We start from the raw sequence: 18776 nt of genomic DNA, 5'->3' as shown, positions 1-18776 counted from the left end.
GTGCTGTGCTCGTTACGGGAGTCGCTGCATCACGCCAGAGCCTCCAGCAGACGTATGGAGGGAATGTCAACGAAGGGCTGCCAGTACTCGGCGCCGAACTTGTCGATGCCTTCCGGTGAAACCTGCCACTGGTGCCAGCGGACCTCGCGGAAACCGGCTGCACGCAGACTGTCCGCATAGGTTTCGGGCCGCCACAGGAAGAAATCGAGCGTGATCCGCTGGCCGCCCATCGTCGTCGCGACTTCCGCCCGCGTTCCTTCCTGGCGGTTGGCCGGCACGGTGCAGCTCACCCCGAAGGGCACGTAGTACTCGGGGTCATCGGGCATGTCCCAGTTCGCGCAGGTGGCGATGAAACGGCCGCCGGGCCGCAGCGCATCTCTGGCCGTGGAGCACATGCCGGCGAGTTCGGCGCGGGTGGAGCTGTAATGCAGGACGTTGATGCCGGTGACCACGTCGAAGGCGCCCTTCAGGTCGTCAGCGAGGCCCTTTGTGGCATCGGCGACGTGGTAGGTGACGCCGAGTGGTTCGTCGGTCTCCTTGGCACGGGCGGTGTCGACCATGGGGGGAGAGATTTCCAGGCCTACCACCCGGTTGGCGCCTGCCTGCTTGATCCGGCGAGTCCAGATACCGGTACCAGCACCGAGATCCAGAACGTCGAGTCCCCGCACGTCACCGATAACCGCCGTATAGGTCGGCTCTTCGACATGGGCGGCGTAGGTAAGAACGTTGAGGCTGTCGTCGTAGATCTCGGCGGTCTTGTCGTATTGCGTGCTTGACACGGGTCCTCCAATCCGCGCGTCCCCCCGTCAATGAGTAACTGCTAACTATAGTTTATTAGGTTACCCCGGGGTCCGCGCGACCGCCAACGCTGGAGGGTTCGCTACAGGGCGCCCTGCTGGCGCTGCCTCGCCCGGTAGCGGCGGGCCTTGGTGACGCTGCCGCAGGCCCGCATGCTGCACCAACGGGCCGTGCGGCTGCGTGACTCGTCGTAGAACAGCCAGCGGCACTCCGAGTTGGCGCAGGACTTCAGCCGCGTCCACGTCCCAGTGAGCACGGCCTGGTGCACGGCAGCGGCCAGCGCCGCGATAGCACCTCCGGCGCCGTCGTCGTCTGCCCGGAGGAATCCGACCAGGCTGCCGTGCGCCACGTCGAGACAGACCGAGGCAGCGTGCGGCGCCGACAGACGGTTGAACGCGTCAACAACCTCGCGCGGAGCCTGCTCGCCCGTGGCGTTGGCGGCGGCCAGTGCCCGCAGGGTGTCACGCAGGTCATGCAGAGCCGTGAGGTCGTCGTCGGTGATCGGCCGGTCGCCGTTCAGCACGCCCGACTTCGCCAGCCACGCGGTCGCTGAGCCCTCGTTCCCCAGCTCGTCACGGCCGTTGTAGATGTCGTCGGTGTTGACGAACTTGCGGACCAATTCCAGCGTGTCGGGTGCCTGGTTGGCGGGGTCGTGCACCGTCCTGCTCCTTCCTCGCGCCCCGAGTCACTGCCGTCTTCGAGTTGGTGGTGACGACTTAGGGCGCGTACCGTAACCAACATTACGCTTTTGGTAGTGACGACGAAGGGGGCACTCTTCGATGACTAGGGAAAGCGGCACCATCGACGGCACGCAGGCAGCCCCGGCCGCGTTGCCCACCACCCGCGCGCTGGGGCTGTTGGTGATCTGCGCCGCGCAGTTCCTGGTGGCGCTGGACCTGTCCATCGTCAACGTCGCCGTACCGGCCATGACCAGGGAGCTGGGCTTCGACCCCGGCTCGGCGGGCTGGGTGCTGTCGGCGTACGCGCTGGCCTTCGCGGCGATGCTCCTGCTGGGCGGGCGCATCGCGGATCTCTACGGACGCAAGCGGGTGTTCGTCACCAGCTTGCTGGTGCTGGGCGCGGCGTCGTTGCTGGCTGGTGCCGCGTGGAGCCCGACCGTCCTGATCGCCGGCCGCGTCCTGCAGGGATTGGCCGCCGGATTCATCGCGCCGTCAGCCCTTGGCCTGCTGACCGCCAGCATTCCCGAAGGGCCGCAACGCGAGCGGGCACTGGGAATCTCCGGCGCGGTCCTGTCCACCGGGTTCGTCAGCGGCATGATCGGCGGCGGCCTGCTCACCGAGTTCCTGACCTGGCGCTGGACGATCTTCATCAACGTGCCCGTCGTGATCGTGGCGGCGGCGCTGGCCGTGCGCTGGCTTCCCGAGAGTCGTGTCCGGGAGCGCAGCAAACTGGACGTCCGAGGCGGCCTGCTGTCGGCCGGCGCGATGATGTTGATCGTCTACGCCCTCGAGGAGGCCGGGCCAGGGACGTCCTGGGTGTCAACGACATTGCTGCTGGCAGTCGGCGTCGGCCTCGTGCTGCTGTTCGTGCTGTGTGAACGTCGCAGCTCCTCACCGCTGCTGCCACTGTCGCTGTTCCGAATCGGAGCCGTGGGCAGGGCGAACCTCGTCGGTATGGCGATGGGCGCCGCCCACGGCGGGATGCTCATCATCCTGACCCTGTACCTGCAGCAGGTCCTGGGCTACGGGGCGCTGGCGACCGGTCTGGCGTTCGCTCTCTCGGGCACCGTCGCCATCCTGACCGGCACGTTCACCGGCAGGTTCATGCAGCGTTGGCCCCTGGACCGGGTGATGCTGTTCGGCATCGCCGTCACCGCGCTCGGCTATGCGGGCCTGATCGCATTGCCCGAGCACGGAGGTCTGTGGCTCGTGCTCGTGGCCACCTCGATCGACTCGTTCGGGCACATCATCGTCGTGGTGGCCTCCAGCGTCGCCGCCAACAACGGCGTGCCCGCCGACCACAAGGCAGTCGCGGGCGCCGTGCTGAACACCTCTCAGCAGTTGGGCATCGCCCTTGGAGTGGCGGTGCTGACCTCCGTGGCCTTCGCCGTCACCGCCGCCCAAGGAGGAGCCGCCGCCCCAGGAGCGATGGTCGACGGCTGGCGGTGGGCCCTGGCACTGGGCACGCTCGTGATCCTCTCGGCGGCCCCCTTGGCCATAGCGATGCGCAAGAAGCTGCGGACCTCGTGAGGTGACCGCTCGGGGCCCGCAGGAGTCGTGAGGTGACCAACCGGGGCAACGGCGACCAGCACGAGGCCTTCCGCGCAGAGCGACCTACCACCCGGCGCCTGGAGTCCGTTACTCCGACGCCCGGGTGGTAGCCAAGGGCTGACTTGGTGCTTTGCGCGTCAAAAACGTGTGGTGAAGGTGCATGACCGCGTTGAGCACGTCAGGCTCAGCACACGTGACCGAAATCCGCCGGGCGTGGACGGTCATGTCCCGCACCGCGACGCTGTTCTTCTTGAGCGTGTCCAGGACCAGGGGTCGCACCCGCGGGTGATGGGCACGAAATCCCCGGCCTACCAACGACACTGTCCCCACCGGCCCAGACCAGTGGCTTCCGGTGAACGCGCTGGCCGCGCGCAGCTCGGCGAGCACCTCGTCGACCTGGTCGCGGTGGTCCGCGTGTGCGATCAACCGCAGCGAACAAGGCTCGGCAGGAGTGTCTCCGGTCGGGTAGTCGAGCACGTCCACCGAAAGCGTCGGATCAGCCAGGGCCGCGGCGATCGTGGTCAGTGCGTCCGGGTCGACATCGTCGAGCCGGCAACGCAGTTGACCGGTCTGATGGGCGACGCCGACAGCGGTGAACCGCTCGCTCTCGAACGGCGCGTCCAAGTGCGCGCTGGTCACCCAGGTGCCACACGTGTCGGACGCGCTGGACCGGACGTGGACGGGTACGCGATGGGCGCTGGCGTACTCCACGCTGGGATGGGCGAGCACCTCGGCGCCGCTGACGGCCAGCTCGGCCATGTCCCCATAGGACAGATAGTCCATCTTCCTTGCTTCGTCGACATGCCGCGGGTCGGCGGTGAACACACCCTCGACGTCGGTGTATATCTCGCACACCTCGGCCTGCAATGCCGCAGCGAGTGCGACAGCCGTGGTGTCCGAGCCGCCCCGGCACAAAGTGGTGAGCTCTCCGCTGTTCGCGGCGATGCCCTGGAAACCAGTCACCACGGGAACGACACCCGCCTCGACGCATTCGCGGACTGCCACCGGGTCGACGTTGACGATACGGGCGCAACCATGCATTCCGTCTGTGGTGATGCCGCCGTCGCGGCCGTTGAACGATCGGGCGGGCACGCCCAGTTCGTTCAGTGCCAAGGCAAGTGCGGCCGCGGAGGCTTGTTCACCGGTGCTGAGCAGCAGGTCCAGTTCCCGTGCGTTCGGCGTGTCGGTGAGATCGCGGGCCAGGCTGAGAATGGAGTCGGTGGTGCCGCCCATCGCGGACACCACGGCCACCACGGACCTGTGCTCAGCGGCTATCCGCCGGGCCGCGCGACTGATCTTGCCCGCGTCACCTAACGAGGTTCCGCCGTACTTCTGTACCACCAGATTCATCGGTCAATCCCCTGCGTCGTCCGGGAACCGTCATCGCCTCTCCCAACTCTCGCGGCGCAGTTGGGCCGGTGTGCCGAGGCGCACCGATTCGACTGCCGCCCTTCGGTAGTACAACTGGGCGTCGTTGTCGGACTGCATGCCCACCGCGCCGTTGACCTGCATGGTCTGCGTCGTGGCGGTACGAGCCAGATCCGACGCCGCTGCGAGGTTGGCTGCCGCGCGTGCGGTCGCGTCGTGGTCGTGCACCAGCAAGCGCGTCGCCTCGATGTGCATCGACAGTTCGCTGAGCCGGAAGGCCACGCCTTGGAACTTGCCGATGGGCTGGCCGAACTGGCGGCGTGTCTTGGCGTAGTCGACGGCGTGATCGAGCGCGGCCTGCGTAAGACCGACGAGATACGCTGCCTGGCGCACACGTGCGTTGGCCAGTGCTGTCTCCCATCCAGTGAAGGCATCAGCCCACGCGGTCACGGGCGTTCCCGCGAAGTCCACTTCGTACTCCTCGCCTCGGCCCGTTTCCTCGTGCCGCCGCGTGGTGATGGACTCATGATCGGCACGCACGAGTGCCAGTCGCATCCCGGACGCATCGACGCCGCCCACGACGAAGTAGTCCACCTCCGCCGCGAACCCGACGAACGTGCGCCGCGCGGTGATCGAATCGTCCTGAGTGGACCACTGATCGGCCGCGACAGCCAATGCCACCGGCGCCTGGCCGAAATCGTGCTCCTGGAACAGTTCCCGCGCGGTCAGCGTGTCGAGCAGCGGGCCCTGGTAGACCACCGACCCCAGCAGCTCGGCCAGACGCACGGTGTCAGAGGTGTCCAGGGCACCGAGCCCCATCAGTCCCTGCCACACCATCTCGCGGATTTCGCGACGGTCCTCGTCGCTGGGTCCGTTTTCCGCGCGCGGCCGATCGGCCATCCGCCGTACCAGCGGCGCCAGTTCCTCGTCGAAGAACTCGGCGATCGGCGCGGTCTGCGTTCCGGTCATGACGGCAACCCCAATTTCGATGTGGCGACAAAGAAAAGCATGATCTCCGAAGAACCCTGGGCGAGGGTGAGCCCCGGAGCCTCCCGCACCGCGCTGTCGAACACGCCCTCGGCGATCGCCGACGGGTCGCGTGCGTCCAGCAGCGCCTGCGGCCCAAGCAGTTCAACCGCCGCCAGCGATACTTCCTTGGCCGTCTCCGAGGTGTACCACTTGGCGGTCGCCGACTGCACTTCGTCAGGCTTGCCCTCGTGCAGGTTCGCGATGCACCGCCACGCCAGCAGACGCGCCGCGCGCACGCGGGTTTCCAGCTGCGCCAACCGCTGCTCGCAGCCCTCGGGCGCGTGCTCCTGCAGCGCGGCGAGCGTGCGCTCGGCCTTGGCGGAGTGGTCCAATCCGGTGCGCTCCAACGGAAGCACGTTGTTGGCCACCTGCCACCCGTCGTCGACGTCACCGAGCACGTCCTCGGGCCCGACCCTGATCCCGTCGAGGGTCACGCAGTCGAACCGCTCCTCCGACATGTTCCACAGTGGTTCGATGACCACACCCATGCTCTGCAGCGGCACCAGGAACAGCGTGATCCCGAAGTAGTTCACCGGACCGGTCGACGTGCGGGCCGCGCACAGGCCGAAATCACTGTGCTGCGCCTTCATGTTGTAGATCTTCTTGCCGTACAGGCGCCAGCCGTCGCCGTCCGGCTCGGCGCGCGTGGTCAGCGATGCCAGGTCGGATCCGACACCCGGTTCGCTGAACAGCACGTTGGCCGTGGTCTCGCCGCGTGCGAGGCCTGGCAGGAACCGCTCCTTCTGCTCCGGGGTGCCGAACAGGTTGATCGCCGACCCGACGATGTCGATGCCCAGCTGGTGGACGTTATCGGGCACGCCGTGGCGGATCATCTCCTCGGTGAGGATGGCCTTCTCCACGATCGTGGCGCCCGAGCCGCCGTAACGCTCGGGCCAGTTGATCGCCAGCCAGCCGAGCTTGCCCAGCCGCCTGTGCACCTCGCACACGCCGGTCTCTTCGCCGTACGGCACCCGGCGGGACTGCGCCACTTCCTCGCGCACTTCGTCTTCGCACAGCAGCTTGCACACGTCCGCCCGGAAGCGTTCCTGCTCGGGCGTCGGAACCGGCATCATCGCACACTCACCTCGCTTAGCCTGTCGCGCAGCGCTTCCGCCAACGCCTCGATGTGTGGGGACTGGAACATCGTGTAGTGGTTGCCCGGCACCACATGGACGTCGTCGCACAGGGCGCGCCACCGGTCAAGGTATTCGGGCTCCGAGTCCTCCGTGCACAGCAACACCACCCGTGCGTCCACAGGCGACGGACGGTGCCCGAGGAACGCTCGGACATTCGCGGCGAACACCGGGAACCGCTTGGCCCACTCGGCCTCGCCCAACTCGGCACCCATCCCCGCCATGTCGGCGGCGAACCACGTACGCAGCTGGTCGTCGTCGGGATAGATTGGTTCGGCCGGGAACGCTGTGTCGATCACAAGCACCACCGCGACGTCGTCGTCCTGGCGCGCCATTTCCAGCGCGATCGCTCCCCCGCCGGACCAGCCACCGAGGTGCAGCGGCCCGTCAGGCTGGACCTCACGGACCGCTGCCAGGTAGGCGGCGGCGATGGCAGGCAGTCCCCGTGCCTGCACCGCGTCGCCTTGAAGACCCGGATCCTCCAACGCGTACACGGGTTGGTCGTCACCCAGCAGCCCGGCCAACCCGACGTAGGGAGCCACCGATCCACCGACCGCGTGCACGAGGAACAGCGGTGGCCGCGTTCCGGCCGGCCTCAGCGGCACGAGCGGGGAAACGGTCGCCTGTGTGTCCTGCGACCGCCCCGCGCCGAGCTCCTCACGCATGCGCCGTAACCGCAGTTGCAGCACCGCGCGTCGTTTTTCCTCCACAGTGGAGGGACGTGAACCGGACATCAGCTCTTCTCGTTCAGCAACCGATCGAGTTCCTCTTCGGACAGATCGGCGATCTCGGCTTCCAGCTTCGACACCTCGTCATCGCCCAGCAGTGCCCGCTGCGCCTCGTCGATCTGGCCCGCGTACTGGCTGAGCGTCGGGTAGCTGAACAACCGCCGCGGGTCGAGCGTGACCTGGAAGGCGTCACGCACCCGCGAGACCAACTGGGTCACCTGCAGTGAGTTGCCACCGAGCAGGAAGAAGTTGTCCTGCGCGCCGATGGTGCCCGGATCGAGGCTCAGCAAGCCCTGCCAGATCTCGGCCACCCGGCGTTGTGTCTCGGTGGTCAGCTCGACCTGCTGCACTTCGCCTTCCGGCCGCGGGTTGGGCAGCTTCGCGTGGTCGATCTTCCCGGTCGAGGTCAGCGGGAGCTGCTCAAGTGCCACGTAGTCGGTGGGCACCATGTGCAGCGGCAACCGTTCGGTCAGGTGTTCGCGCAGCGCGTCCTGGTCGAACTCACCGACCACATAGGCGGCCAGCCAAGCCGATGGCGTGCCCTGGTCCCGCACGGTCACGACGCTCTGTCGCACGCCAGCAAAGCTCTCGATGGCGTGTTCGATCTCGCCGAGCTCCACGCGCAGGCCGCGCAGCTTCACCTGGCGGTCGACCCGGCCAAGGAACTCCAGGTTGCCGTCGGCGTTCCAGCGCACCAGGTCGCCGGTGGCGTACATGCGCTCGCCCGGGTTGGTCGCGAACGGGTCGGGCAGGAACTTCTCGGCGGTCTGGTCCGGCCTGCCGAGATAGCCGATCGCAAGACCAGCGCCCGCCATGAAGAGCTCGCCCGGGACGCCGACCGGCACCGGCCGCAACGCGCTGTCCAGCACGTACGCCCGCTGATTGGCCATCGCCCGGCCGATCGGCGGCGGCCCGTCCAGCGGCTCCGCCGGACACAGGTAGTCCACGCACGTCACGGTGACCTCGGTGGGCCCGTAACCGTTGTGGAACTCGCGCCCTGGCTTGGACCACTTGTTGACCAGATCGGGGCCGAACGGCTCCATGCCGATGAAGCACACCCGTAGATCGTCCAATGTGGACGGATCGAGCAGGCCGAGCACGGCAGGTGGGATGTCGACCATCGTCACCCGCTCCTTGGCCAGCAACGCCTGCAGCTTCTCCGGCTCGAGCAGCTCCGCGCGAGGCGCGCCCACGATGGTCCCGCCCGCCGTCAGAGTCGAGAACACGTCCGACACGCTGACGTCGAAGGCTGGGTTGGAGAACTGCAGGATCCGGTCGTCCGGTGTCACCGAGAACATCTGCTGGAAGGTGGTGCAGAAGTTCACCACGGCCCGATGCGGGACGATTACGCCCTTGGGAGTTCCGGTCGAGCCGGACGTGTAGATGACGTACGCCGCGTCCTCCTGGTTCACGGCCACCGAAGGCGGCGAAACCTCCCGTCCGTCGAGCACGTCCGAGTCCAGCAGCATCCGCGGCACCTCGGCGGGCAGCCGGTCGGCCAGATCCGAAGTCGTCACGACCGCTGCCACGTCGGCGTCGCTCAGCTGGTAGGCCAGCCGGTCCGGCGGATACTGCGGGTCGAGCGGCAGCCACGCGCCGCCTGCCTTGAGCACGCCGAGTTCGGCGGCAGGCAGGTTGAATCCGCGCTCCACCAACACGCCGACCACGCGCCCTGGCACGACCTTGAAGTCGTCGACAAGGGCGTGCGCCAGCCTGCTGGACCGCTCGTCCAACTGCGCGTAGGTCAGGTCCTGCCCCGCGAACCTCATAGCGACCGCGTCGGGTGCTTTGGCCACGTGGGCCGTGAACAGTTCGTGCAGCAGGCGCCCGTCGGTCTGACCTGGCTGGGGGTTCCACTCGGTCAGCACCCGCACGTACTCGTTGTCGGGCATGATGTCCAGCGCGTCCATCCGGGCGTCCGGCCTGGACAGCGCGTCGGCCATGACCGTCTTGAAGTGCTCGACCAGTCGTTTGATCGTGCTGTGGTCGAACAGCTCGGAGGTGTATTCGATCCACACGCCCAAGCCGCCGTCGGGCAGGTCGTTGATCTGGAAGGTGATGTCGAACCGGGTCGTCTCCGGCTGCGGCGTGAGCATTTCGACGTCGACGCCGGACAGCCGCCAGCGGGCGATCATCTGCTCCGGCAGCAGCGTGAACAGGTGCGCGACCACCGGATTGCGACCTGGCACCCGCTCAGGGCTCAGCGCCTCGACCAGACGGCCGAACGGCACGTCCTGGTGGGCCATCGCCTCGATGATGTTGTTGTTGGTCGCCTGCACCAGGTCACGGAACACCGGATTGCCGTCCACGTCGCCGCGAACCACGACAGTGTTGGCGAAGAACCCCATCATCGGCTCGGTCTCCGAGCGTGTCCGTCCGGAGAGGACAGATCCGAGCGCGATGTCGGTCTGGCCGGTGTAGCGGTTCATCACGACCTGGTACCCGGCCATCGTCAAGGCGAGCAGGGAAACCCCCTCGGCCTTGGCCATGTCGCGGATGTCCCGTGCGAGGTCGTCCGGCAGGCGCTCCTGGTGGATGTGCCCGGCACCGGTGGGTGCGGAGGGACGCGGCCGGTCGCCGCGGATCTCCAGTGGTTCCATCCCGTCCAGTGTGGAGCGCCAGTACTCCACCTGCTTCTCCGGCTCCTCACTGAGCAGCCAAAGCCGTTGCCACGCCGCGTAGTCGGCGGGATGCAGGGTGATCGGTTCGAACTGCGCGTCCGGATCGCTGTACCGGGTCGCCAGCTCGTCGGCGAACTGGCGTGACGACCAGCCGTCGATGACGATGTGATGCCACACGATGGACAGCACGTGGTCCTCGGGACCGAGCCGCAGTAACCCGAACCGGTACGGCGGTCCGTTGCGCAGGTCGAACTCCTCGCGGACGTGCTGGTCGATCCAGTCCTGGATGGACTCCTCGGTGCCGTCGGTCACCGGCAGGTCCCACGTCTCGGGCGGCGGGTCGACGGCCTGGAACGGCACGCCGTGCTCATCGCCGAACCGGGTGCGCAGGCTCTCGTGCCGCGTGACGATCCCCCGGAACGCCTCGGACAGCCGCTCGATGTCGAGCGGTCCGCGCAGGCGCATCGCGAACGGCACGTTGTAGACCGGGGCGCCGCCGACCATCTGGTGCAGGAACCACAGGAACCGCTGCTGGTCGGCGATGGCCATCTTGCCCGTTCGCGGAACCTGGACGATCCGCTCCCGCTCGGCCCTTTCCGCCACGCGCTGGCGGACCTTCCTCTCCAGCAGTGCGCGCCGGATATCGGCTACATTGCCGTCGTTGGGTGTGGTGTTCATGGTCTGGGTCTCCTCCTTCACCGGCGCACGCTCAGCGGGCGCAGATCGGTCCACACCCCCGCGATGTGTGCCAGGCAATCGCTCTTGCTGCCGGAAACGCCGGCTTCACGCCAGCCGTTCGGAATCTCCCGGCCTTCCGGCCAGATCGAGTACTGCTCCTCGTGGTTGATCACCACGACGAACTGGGTTTCCATCGCGTTTACCTTTCCTGTGGTACCAAAGCGGGAATGTCGGCCAGTCCGGTGAGATAGCTGTCGAGTGTCGCGAGCGCGTCCGCCGCGGGCCGCGCAAGCGAGACCGCGTGGTTGTTGAACCGCTCGGTGTCGAACTGCCTGGAGCTGTCGGTGAACATCCGGTCGAATTCCGCAGGCGCTACGTCGCCGTTGCCGTTCGGCGGCGGCAACAGCAGTTGCAGCCCGGCAAGCCTCCGATCGAACTCGGCAGCGGCTTCGACGCGCTCGCGGAACTGCCCGTAGGCCACGTGGTCCAGCCCGCACCGATCGGCGAGTGTCTCGAACGCCTCGGCGAAGCGCAGAGTTCGCGGCCACAGCACGTGCACCGCGCCGTCGGGTACCTCGATGTCCCCGGTGGCGGCACCAGACACGAGCTGGCTGACCACATCAACCGGTGTCACGTCTGTCTTGGCGTCGGTCTGGAACACGCATCCAGTGCGAGCGCACGCGTACAACAGGTTGTGCGCGAGCGAACCTGGGTTGGCCACTCCCATCGACTGGTGTGGCCAGACTTCGCCGAGCCGGTACGCCACCGAGCCGATGCCTTGCTTGCGCGCGTTGGCCAGCAAGCATTCCGCGACGTACTTCGACCTGTTGTAGCCGTCCCCGGCGACCTGATCCGGCGCCGGCATCTGCTCCTCGGTGATGCGCCTGCCGGCCGGCTCGTCGGGCGGGAAGATGCTCAATGTGGACAGGGTGTGCACGCGGGCACCGCCCGCGGCGAGTTTGATGAGCTCTTGCACGCCAAGCACATTGGTCGGGCGGTGGTCCAGATAGCCGGACAGGAAGTTGACCGCGCCCGCGGCGTTGACGACGCCGGACACGCTCGACGCGATGGCGTCGAACTGCCACTGCGACATGCCGAGCAGCTCACTGCCCAGGTCACCGGGGACCACCTCGACCCGTCCGGTCTTCAGCATCGCGGGCAACAGCTGGCACGCGGACGTCAGCTGGTACTGCTCGAGAACCTCGGTCAGCCGCCGGACTCCGTCAGCCTGGTCGGCGCACCGCACGAGGCAGATCAGAGTCGCGTTGGAGTTGACCAGCAACTCGGCGAAGATATGCGCACCGACGAACCCGGTCGCGCCCGTGACCAGCAGTGTCTGCGGCGGCCGCCACTCGATGTCGTGCTTGAGGTAGGCCAGTTCGGCGCTGTCGTCGTCCACTCCCCTGGCCAACCGCTCCGCCTGGGCGCGCACGGTCGGCTCGACAAGCAGATCCCTGGGCCGCACCGTGGTGTCCAGCCTCGCGCTGACCGCGACGGTGAGCCGGTTGGCGATCAGCGAGTTGCCGCCGTAGTCGGCGAACGGTGTGACCACACAAACCTGGTCCAGTCCCAGCACTTCGCACCAGGCTGAACTAACCAGCTCTTCCATCGGGTTGGCAGGCGGCTCGATGTGCTCGGCGGGGCCGGTCTGCCGTGCCGTCTCGGCCGTGATGATCGCGGACAACGCCTTCCGGTCCACCTTGCCGTTGTGGTTCAGCGGCAGGGCATCGAGCACCACGATCTGCTGCGGGACTTGCTCGGCCGGCAGTTTCTCCGTCGCGTACTCACGAAGCTGCGCGGGGCTCGGCGGATTGTCAGCCAAACGCGGCGTGACGCATCCGACCAAAGTGGAGTCCGGTGCTTCACCGAGTACGACCGCGATCGCGCTGCCGACGAGCGGGTGGTCGGTCAGGGCCGACCCGACGTCGCCGAGCTCGACCCGGACTCCGCCGAGCTTGACCTGCTCGTCCATCCGGCCGGCGAAGTACAGCAGCCCGTCCTCACCGACCCGGGCCAGATCGCCTGTCCGGTATAACTTCGCGCCGGGGATCTCGGGAAACGGGTTGTCCACAAGCACGCCAGCCGTGCGCTCGGGGTCGTTGAGGTAGCCCGCGCCGACGCACTCGCCGCCGAGGTACACCTCGCCGGGCGTGTTGACGCCGACGGGTTCAAGGTCGTCGTCGAGCACGATCGCGGCGGTGTTGTCGATCGGACGGCCGATCGGAATCCGCTCCACGTCCGCGTCGGTGATCTCGTGGAACACCGACCCGATCGAACACTCGGTCGGCCCGAACGTGTTGGTGACCTTGATGCCGGGCAACAGCGCGCGCAGCCGGTGCACGACACCGGGGGTGGCCGGTTCGCCACCGATCAGCACGCGCCGCAGGCACGATGTCACCTCACGCAGGTCCTCACGCAACTCCAACAGCGCGACGAAGACCGCGAGCACGGACGGCACGAAGTCGGTGACCGTGACGCCGTAACGACCGATCGTCATCGCAGTCTGTTCGAGATCGAGGATCCCGTCGCGGTGCGGCAGCACCACCTGACCACCGGACACCAAGGGCCACAGCACCTGCCACATCGAGGAGTCGAAAGTGGACCTGCTGTTCTGCAGTGTCACGTGATCGGCCCCGTCGCCGAACCGGCGCGACATCGTGGTCAACCTGTTGACCAGGCCGCGGTGATGGTTGAGCGCGCACTTGGGCGTTCCGGTCGAGCCGGACGTGTAGAACCCGTAGATCAGGTCTTCGGGTCCGGGCTCCCGGCCCACGGGTGGCGGAATCGGCGCGGCTGGGTCGTGCCGCGACTGTGCGCAGTCGACGATCACGGTGGGAAGAGCCCATCGCAGCTCGGTGACGGTCTCCACAGTGGCTGGCGACGCCACGATGGCAGGCGGCGTCAGTTCGGCCATGATCGCGTTGAGCCGGTCGATCGGCCATGCCGGATCCAGTGGCACGAACGCCGAACCCGTCTTCATCACGCCGAAGAGCGAGGTCGGGAATTCGGGCCCGTCCGCGACCAGTACGGGTATCAATTGCCCCTTCGACACGCCGTTATCGATCAGCTGATTGGCGGTCGCATTGGCCGCGGCGTCGAGGTCCGCATAGCTTATCGTGGTGTCGCGGTAGCGGATGGCGGGCCGGTCCGGGGCGCGCCATCGTTGTTCGCAAAACAGATCTAGGACAGTGCTATGCCGGGGGAACGCGTGGTGCGGCCCCAGGGACGAGTGAATGTCGGTTAATGCATGTTCACTCTTGTTCGTCTGCTGATGGCGCGGCATCGTGCCCCCATAGTCTCGACTGGTAAAAATCCATCGCGTCAGGCAGATCAGTGACCAACAGGTCAATGAGTTTCAGGTTGCCATGACTTACCCTCGGCCCGCATGATGAAGGCGCCGAAGTGTCTACCGTATTTGACGGATGCGTATAGACAGTTGCGCATCGCGCGAATTGTCAGGCGCGGGTAAAAGTGGACGGACGGGCGCGGGTGATCATCATCGCCGCCGCACCAAGCAAGACCGCGGCGGCGATGATCCACAGCCGGCGCCACCCCGGCGCCGACGCCCCCTCCGATGCCTCGCTGACGACGATTCCGTTGGAACAGCAGGGTAGGACGGCTCGATACCCGGCCACCCGGACCCGCGGCTCCATCACACGCATGCACCCGTAACCCCATGTTTAGCGGTTACCCGAGCACCTGGCCACCATACACACGTCACCCGGATAGAGTAAAGTTCCCTTTAAGACCATTGTGGACCGTGATCTTGTGAGCATATTCGCACAGCCGCAGCTCAGGCCGGATAAATAAGGTCACATAACATCGATACACATCGAGTCATCGCGCCGATACGATAGTTGTGGCGTCGTCGCACAACCGACTTGTCATGCCGACTCACCACTGGACGGTTAGAGTCGGAGAAGGTCGACGTATTGAGCGCCAAATCGCGCCCGTCCACCAGCATAAGTGGGGAGCTCGTGGTGCAAGCCAAGAAAAACGAGGTTATCGGGGTATTTCAATCGGGTGGGCTTTCCGCCCTCGCCGTCGGAGTCTGGCTGCATGAACTGTCCACTCCGGCACGGCACTATATTGCCGACATAGGCCAATCGGATCGCACGAAGATGGACGCGGTCGCTTCTTCGCTGCGAGCGTTCGGGGATGAAGTCGCAGTCGTGGATTTGCGGTCGGCGATGGCTGCGACAGCGTCAGATTTGTTACGGTATCGCGCCCGCCACGACGGCGGTTACTGGAACACGACCGGCGCCGCGCGGTTCGTGCTCGTCAGCCAGCTCGCACCGCTGATGATGGCGGACGGATGCGACGCGTTCGCCCACGGCTGTGTCGGCGGCGGGAACGATCAGCGCCGTTTCGCGCGCTACGGCGCCCAGGTCGCGCCGGAGCTGTCGGTCATCGAGCCGTGGACGAATCCGCAGGCGCTGGAACGATTTCCCGATCGCGAGCGGATGCTGCAGGCCGTCACCGAGTACGGTCTGCATCTCGACCACGGCAGCGGCGCCGAGCGGTCCACCGACGCCAATCTCGCCGGCAGTTCCCATGAGTCGGCCGAACTGGAAGACCTGGAAACGCCGGTCACCCGGCTCGATCCGCGGTGGAGCAAGTGGCCTGAGCAGACCCCGGCCGACCCGCAGACCGTCCAAGTGACCTTCCGGGACGGACGGGTCGCCGACATCGACGGCAGTGGTCCCGACCCGGTCGAATGGATGGCCCAGGCCAACGAAATCGGCGCGCGGCACGGCATTTGGCTGCGTGACGTGGTCGAGCGGCGCATCATCGGCACGGTCTGCCGTGGCATCTACGAAGCGCCCGGCCTTGAGCTGCTCGACCGCGCGTGGAGCCGCATCCTGCAAGCCAGCCTCGACGCCACAGGGCGCGAACTCTACGACCGGCTGGCCGCCGTGTTGGGCGCTGCGATGTATGAGGCGCGCTGGCTTGATCCCGCAGCGCATGCCGCCCGGGACGCCATCGACCGGCTCGTCGGCGACATCGACGGCCGTGTGACCCTGTCCGTCCACAGAGGAATCGCTCAGGTCGAACGGATGCAGGTGACCAGCGGCGTCGTGCAGCAGACCCGGTTCGGCTCGGGCGGCAACCGCTGGAGCAAGGTGAAAGCCGTTTAGGCGAGGGAGGAGGAAACGATGCGTGAACGCCGATTCGGCCGGCTGGGCTGGATGGTCAGCGACGTCGGCTACGGCATGTGGGGCATAGCTGGCGGCGAAGGCGGATGGACCGGCGCCGACGACGAGACCGGCAACACCGCGCTCGACGAGGCCGTACGACTCGGGTGCACCTACTTCGACACCGCATGGATCTACGGCCGCGGGCACAGCGAGGAGATGCTCGGGCAGCTGCTCCGGCGGCACCCTGATCGCCGGCTGTACGTCGCGACCAAGCCACCGCCAAAAGACCGCAACTTCCCGTCCACTCGCGACTCGAAGCTGTCCGATGTGTACCCGCCGGATCATCTGTGGGAGTACTTGCAGCTGAGCCTCAAAGGGCTCGACGTGCCGTCCGTGGATCTGTTCCAGTTCCACGTCTGGGAAGACGCATGGGCGCACGACGCGGCTTGGCAGGACGTCATCGGCGAGATGAAGGAACGCGGTCTGATCAAGGGCGTCGGGATCAGCGTCAACCGCTGGGAACCCTGGAACGTACTGGAAACCCTGAACACCGGGCTGATCGACGCGGTGCAGGTGATCTACAACATCTTCGACCAGTCCCCCGAGGACGAGCTGTTCCCGGCGTGCCGTGAACTGGACATCGCGGTGATCGCCCGAGTGCCTTTCGACGAAGGCACTCTGACCGGCACCCTCACCCGTGACAGCCAGTGGGCCGAAGGCGACTGGCGCAACACCTACTTCGTGCCCGAGAACCTCATCCCGAGTGTGGAGCGGGCGGAGCGGCTGGCGCAGATCGTGCCCGAAGGCATGACCATGCCCGAACTCGCCCTGCGCTTCATCCTCCAGAACCCTGACGTGACAACGGTGATCCCGGGCATGCGCAACCTCAAGCACGTCCACAGCAACATCGCCACGAGCGACGCCGAACCACTGAGCGAGGAACTGATGGCGCAGTTGCGCGAACACCGCTGGGACCGTCAACCCACGTGGTGGTCGCAATGAGCGCCGCGCCGAAGCCCATCGTGCTGTGGGCAGTGCCTCGATCGCGGTCCACGGCGTTCCTGCGCATCATGATCGAACGCGGCGACCTCGAAGTAGCTCACGAGCCATTCTCGTACCTGCAAGTGGACGGCCACTACGAGTTCGCAGGCAGGCGCGTCTCATCGACGATCGAGCTCCTGGATGCGATGTTCGAGGTCAACGCCAACGAGCGCCGGGTGTTCGCCAAGGACACCTCCGACTACAAGTACACCCAGTTGCTCGAAGACGGCCGCCTGTTCAGCGACGTGGTCAACACGTTCATGATCCGTGAGCCGAAGGGCGCGATCTCCTCGCACTACGCGATGAACCCCGAGGCCACTGTAGACGAATACGGCTTCGAGTACCTGCACGCGATCTTCGAGGCGGTGCGCTCGGCGACCGGCGAAGTCCCGCTGGTGATCGACGGCGACGATCTCGTGGCCAACCCAGAAGCGACGGTCCGGGCGTACTGCGAGCGAGTCGGCCTGGAGTTCAAACCCGAGGCGATGCACTGGAATCCCGGCGAACAGAACAAGTGGCAGCGCACAACCCGTTGGCACGCGGAGGTGGCCGAGAGCAGCGGACTGGAAGCCAGGAAGCCCAAGCAGCGCGAGACTCCCGACACCAACGAGCATTTGCGCCGCATCGCCGAGCACCACCAGCCGTTCTACGACGCCCTCGCGCGCCACCGCATCACCACCTAAGCCGCACGGCCACATCCCGCACAGAGGCTCGCGGGTGCCGACTGCGCGCCCGCGAGCCGGGCAATCGCGGGGCTGGTGAAGTGAATGGCCGCGCGTGCTGCCGGTCCGGTGAGCCCGGTCGACGGCACGATGACGACAAGCCGCAGCGGCCACTCGCTCACACATCAGCGTGAGCTGAGCTCCCACAAACATTTCCTCCCGTGTGGTTCGCGAGAGCTGCGCTGAGGACATCGAGCACTGCCGATGGGAGGCTGGGCTGGTCGGCCGCCACGCCGCGTTTGTCATTGGCGCGTTCGATCAGTCGAGAGAAGTCGCGACATATTCATCCGACCTCAAGACTTCGGAAGCCTGCTGATCTTCCTGCGGTACGACGGCTCTCAGTCCATGCCTAAGCGCGAGGCAGCTCGCTTCCAGTCCGAGGCAAGTGAATGCCGCACACCGGTGGAGCGCTCGTGGCTCGCAGTCCTGGGCACGCCCCCACCCCCGACGGCGTCACCACACCGTCGGCTCCGGCCGTATACCGCCTCGGCGTTATGTCCGAATACCTACTTTCGTCGGTTGTATACAGTATGGAGTCTACTGAATGATCAGCTGGCATGGTGAGCAGACGAACTGTCATCGTCCTCGGGCCGCTGTCCGTGGCCACGGCTATGTTGAGTGCGCCTGTCGCGCAGTCCCGGTTGGCTCAGCAGAGCCCGATCGATGTCACTCGCGAGTCCATTCGTGTCGAGCCGGGCCTTCCCAGACTTCGCATCTTCTACGGCCGCTCCGATGTCGAGATCGAGTACATCCGCAAGGACTCCGCGAGTCCGACTGGCTGCACGACGCGGCACCACGAGGAGACCGAAGAGGGCACCGTCGCCCGAGGCTCCGGGTATGTGACGCTCGCCGGAACCCGCTACGACTTGGTGCAGTTCCATTTCCACACACCGTCGGAGCACACGTTCGAAGGCAGGCACGCCCCGCTTGAGATGCATCTCGTGCACAGCAGCGCCACCGGGAAGTTGCTGGTCATCGGTGTTCCGCTGGTCCCTGGTCCGCCTTCGGCCGTCGACAAGGTGCTCGCCAAGTTCGCGCCCGAATGCGGCGAACCCGTTCACGTCCCGGCGATCGACCTCAACGCCCTGCTGCCAGCCGATCGGACAACCGCGCGGTACAACGGATCGTTGACCACCGCACCCTTCGCCGAAGGCGTGCAATGGTTCCTCGCCAAGGAAAAGACCGTCACGAAGGCCACCATCAACCGCTTCCGATCACTCTTCCCCCACGGCAACGCACGGCCGACTCAACCGCTGAACGGGCGTCGCGTTCAGATCGAACGCTGGTAG

At 66.5% G+C, this 18776-nt stretch carries 16 protein-coding genes; 5 read left to right on the top strand and 11 right to left on the bottom strand.

Annotated features, from left to right (window positions below; all coding sequences use genetic code 11):
* Window positions 1-29: 29 nt before the first annotated feature.
* Window positions 30-779 (bottom strand): class I SAM-dependent methyltransferase, encoded by a 750-nt coding sequence (locus B9C43_RS06465; protein ID WP_160096375.1) that lies wholly within the window; start codon window positions 777-779, stop codon window positions 30-32.
* Window positions 780-880: 101 nt separating this feature from the next.
* Window positions 881-1456, bottom strand: coding sequence for a CGNR zinc finger domain-containing protein (locus B9C43_RS06460; protein ID WP_084425068.1), 576 nt, complete (start codon window positions 1454-1456; stop codon window positions 881-883).
* A 121-nt stretch (window positions 1457-1577) separates the two neighbouring features.
* Between B9C43_RS06460 and B9C43_RS06455 the strand changes: the two genes are divergently transcribed.
* Window positions 1578-3008, top strand: a complete 1431-nt coding sequence (locus B9C43_RS06455; protein WP_084425067.1) for an MFS transporter — start codon at window positions 1578-1580, stop codon at window positions 3006-3008.
* Between the two features lie 108 nt (window positions 3009-3116).
* Here the strand turns inward: B9C43_RS06455 and B9C43_RS06450 are convergent, their stop codons facing one another.
* From B9C43_RS06450 to B9C43_RS55440, 8 genes are all read right to left on the bottom strand, one after another.
* Window positions 3117-4379, bottom strand: a complete 1263-nt coding sequence (locus B9C43_RS06450) for an aspartate kinase (RefSeq protein ID WP_084425066.1) — start codon at window positions 4377-4379, stop codon at window positions 3117-3119.
* 30 nt (window positions 4380-4409) lie between these two features.
* Complete coding sequence (locus B9C43_RS06445; RefSeq protein ID WP_084425065.1) at window positions 4410-5366, bottom strand: acyl-CoA dehydrogenase family protein; 957 nt, start codon at window positions 5364-5366, stop codon at window positions 4410-4412.
* Window positions 5363-6499 (bottom strand): acyl-CoA dehydrogenase family protein, encoded by a 1137-nt coding sequence (locus B9C43_RS06440; RefSeq protein WP_084425064.1) that lies wholly within the window; start codon window positions 6497-6499, stop codon window positions 5363-5365. The genes B9C43_RS06445 and B9C43_RS06440 overlap by 4 nt, the downstream gene beginning before the upstream one ends.
* Window positions 6496-7293 carry a thioesterase domain-containing protein gene (locus B9C43_RS06435; protein ID WP_084425063.1) on the bottom strand — a complete coding sequence of 266 codons (798 nt, stop codon included), beginning with the start codon at window positions 7291-7293 and terminating at the stop codon, window positions 6496-6498. Before B9C43_RS06435 ends, B9C43_RS06440 begins: the two co-directional genes overlap by 4 nt.
* The gene (locus tag B9C43_RS06430) at window positions 7293-10607 is read right to left on the bottom strand and encodes a non-ribosomal peptide synthetase (RefSeq protein ID WP_084425062.1); all 3315 of its coding nucleotides are present in this window, start codon (window positions 10605-10607) and stop codon (window positions 7293-7295) included. Before B9C43_RS06430 ends, B9C43_RS06435 begins: the two co-directional genes overlap by 1 nt.
* On the bottom strand, window positions 10604-10780 hold the full coding sequence (locus B9C43_RS06425; RefSeq protein WP_033388201.1) for an MbtH family protein: 177 nt from the start codon (window positions 10778-10780) through the stop codon (window positions 10604-10606). The genes B9C43_RS06430 and B9C43_RS06425 overlap by 4 nt, the downstream gene beginning before the upstream one ends.
* Before the next feature lie 5 nt (window positions 10781-10785).
* On the bottom strand, window positions 10786-13869 hold the full coding sequence (locus B9C43_RS06420) for a non-ribosomal peptide synthetase (protein WP_084425061.1): 3084 nt from the start codon (window positions 13867-13869) through the stop codon (window positions 10786-10788).
* A gap of 172 nt (window positions 13870-14041) precedes the next feature.
* Window positions 14042-14248: a hypothetical protein gene (locus tag B9C43_RS55440; RefSeq protein WP_143446154.1), complete on the bottom strand. Its 207-nt coding sequence runs from the start codon at window positions 14246-14248 to the stop codon at window positions 14042-14044.
* Between the two features lie 195 nt (window positions 14249-14443).
* Between B9C43_RS55440 and B9C43_RS06410 the strand changes: the two genes are divergently transcribed.
* The 3 genes from B9C43_RS06410 to B9C43_RS06400 are packed head-to-tail and all read left to right on the top strand — an operon-like array spanning window position 14444 to window position 17448.
* Complete coding sequence (locus B9C43_RS06410) at window positions 14444-15724, top strand: argininosuccinate synthase domain-containing protein (RefSeq protein ID WP_084425059.1); 1281 nt, start codon at window positions 14444-14446, stop codon at window positions 15722-15724.
* 18 nt (window positions 15725-15742) lie between these two features.
* Complete coding sequence (locus tag B9C43_RS06405; protein ID WP_084425058.1) at window positions 15743-16726, top strand: aldo/keto reductase; 984 nt, start codon at window positions 15743-15745, stop codon at window positions 16724-16726.
* Window positions 16723-17448, top strand: coding sequence for a sulfotransferase-like domain-containing protein (locus B9C43_RS06400; RefSeq protein WP_084425057.1), 726 nt, complete (start codon window positions 16723-16725; stop codon window positions 17446-17448). Before B9C43_RS06405 ends, B9C43_RS06400 begins: the two co-directional genes overlap by 4 nt.
* Here B9C43_RS06400 and B9C43_RS56630 read toward each other — a convergent pair.
* Window positions 17445-17609 carry a hypothetical protein gene (locus tag B9C43_RS56630; protein WP_160096373.1) on the bottom strand — a complete coding sequence of 55 codons (165 nt, stop codon included), beginning with the start codon at window positions 17607-17609 and terminating at the stop codon, window positions 17445-17447. The two genes, B9C43_RS06400 and B9C43_RS56630, sit on opposite strands and share 4 nt — an antisense overlap.
* A gap of 438 nt (window positions 17610-18047) precedes the next feature.
* On the opposite strand from B9C43_RS56630, the gene B9C43_RS06395 reads away from it, so the two are divergent.
* Window positions 18048-18776 carry a carbonic anhydrase family protein gene (locus B9C43_RS06395; RefSeq protein ID WP_235038455.1) on the top strand — a complete coding sequence of 243 codons (729 nt, stop codon included), beginning with the start codon at window positions 18048-18050 and terminating at the stop codon, window positions 18774-18776.

The sequence above is a fragment of the Kibdelosporangium aridum genome (assembly GCF_900176515.1).
GTDB lineage: Bacteria > Actinomycetota > Actinomycetes > Mycobacteriales > Pseudonocardiaceae > Kibdelosporangium > Kibdelosporangium aridum.
This window is presented reverse-complemented; position numbering and strand designations above follow the sequence as displayed.

Excerpts from the sequence above, each read along its gene's own strand:
- B9C43_RS06455 (WP_084425067.1), top strand. The coding sequence starts at position 1,578 with ATGACTAGGGAAAGCGGCACCATCGACGGCACGCAGGCAGCCCCGGCC.
- B9C43_RS06450 (WP_084425066.1), bottom strand. The coding sequence starts at position 4,379 with ATGAATCTGGTGGTACAGAAGTACGGCGGAACCTCGTTAGGTGACGCG.
- B9C43_RS06445 (WP_084425065.1), bottom strand. The coding sequence starts at position 5,366 with ATGACCGGAACGCAGACCGCGCCGATCGCCGAGTTCTTCGACGAGGAA.
- B9C43_RS06440 (WP_084425064.1), bottom strand. The coding sequence starts at position 6,499 with ATGATGCCGGTTCCGACGCCCGAGCAGGAACGCTTCCGGGCGGACGTG.
- B9C43_RS06435 (WP_084425063.1), bottom strand. The coding sequence starts at position 7,293 with ATGTCCGGTTCACGTCCCTCCACTGTGGAGGAAAAACGACGCGCGGTG.
- B9C43_RS06425 (WP_033388201.1), bottom strand. The coding sequence starts at position 10,780 with ATGGAAACCCAGTTCGTCGTGGTGATCAACCACGAGGAGCAGTACTCG.
- B9C43_RS06420 (WP_084425061.1), bottom strand. The coding sequence starts at position 13,869 with ATGCCGCGCCATCAGCAGACGAACAAGAGTGAACATGCATTAACCGAC.
- B9C43_RS55440 (WP_143446154.1), bottom strand. The coding sequence starts at position 14,248 with ATGCGTGTGATGGAGCCGCGGGTCCGGGTGGCCGGGTATCGAGCCGTC.
- B9C43_RS06405 (WP_084425058.1), top strand. The coding sequence starts at position 15,743 with ATGCGTGAACGCCGATTCGGCCGGCTGGGCTGGATGGTCAGCGACGTC.
- B9C43_RS06400 (WP_084425057.1), top strand. The coding sequence starts at position 16,723 with ATGAGCGCCGCGCCGAAGCCCATCGTGCTGTGGGCAGTGCCTCGATCG.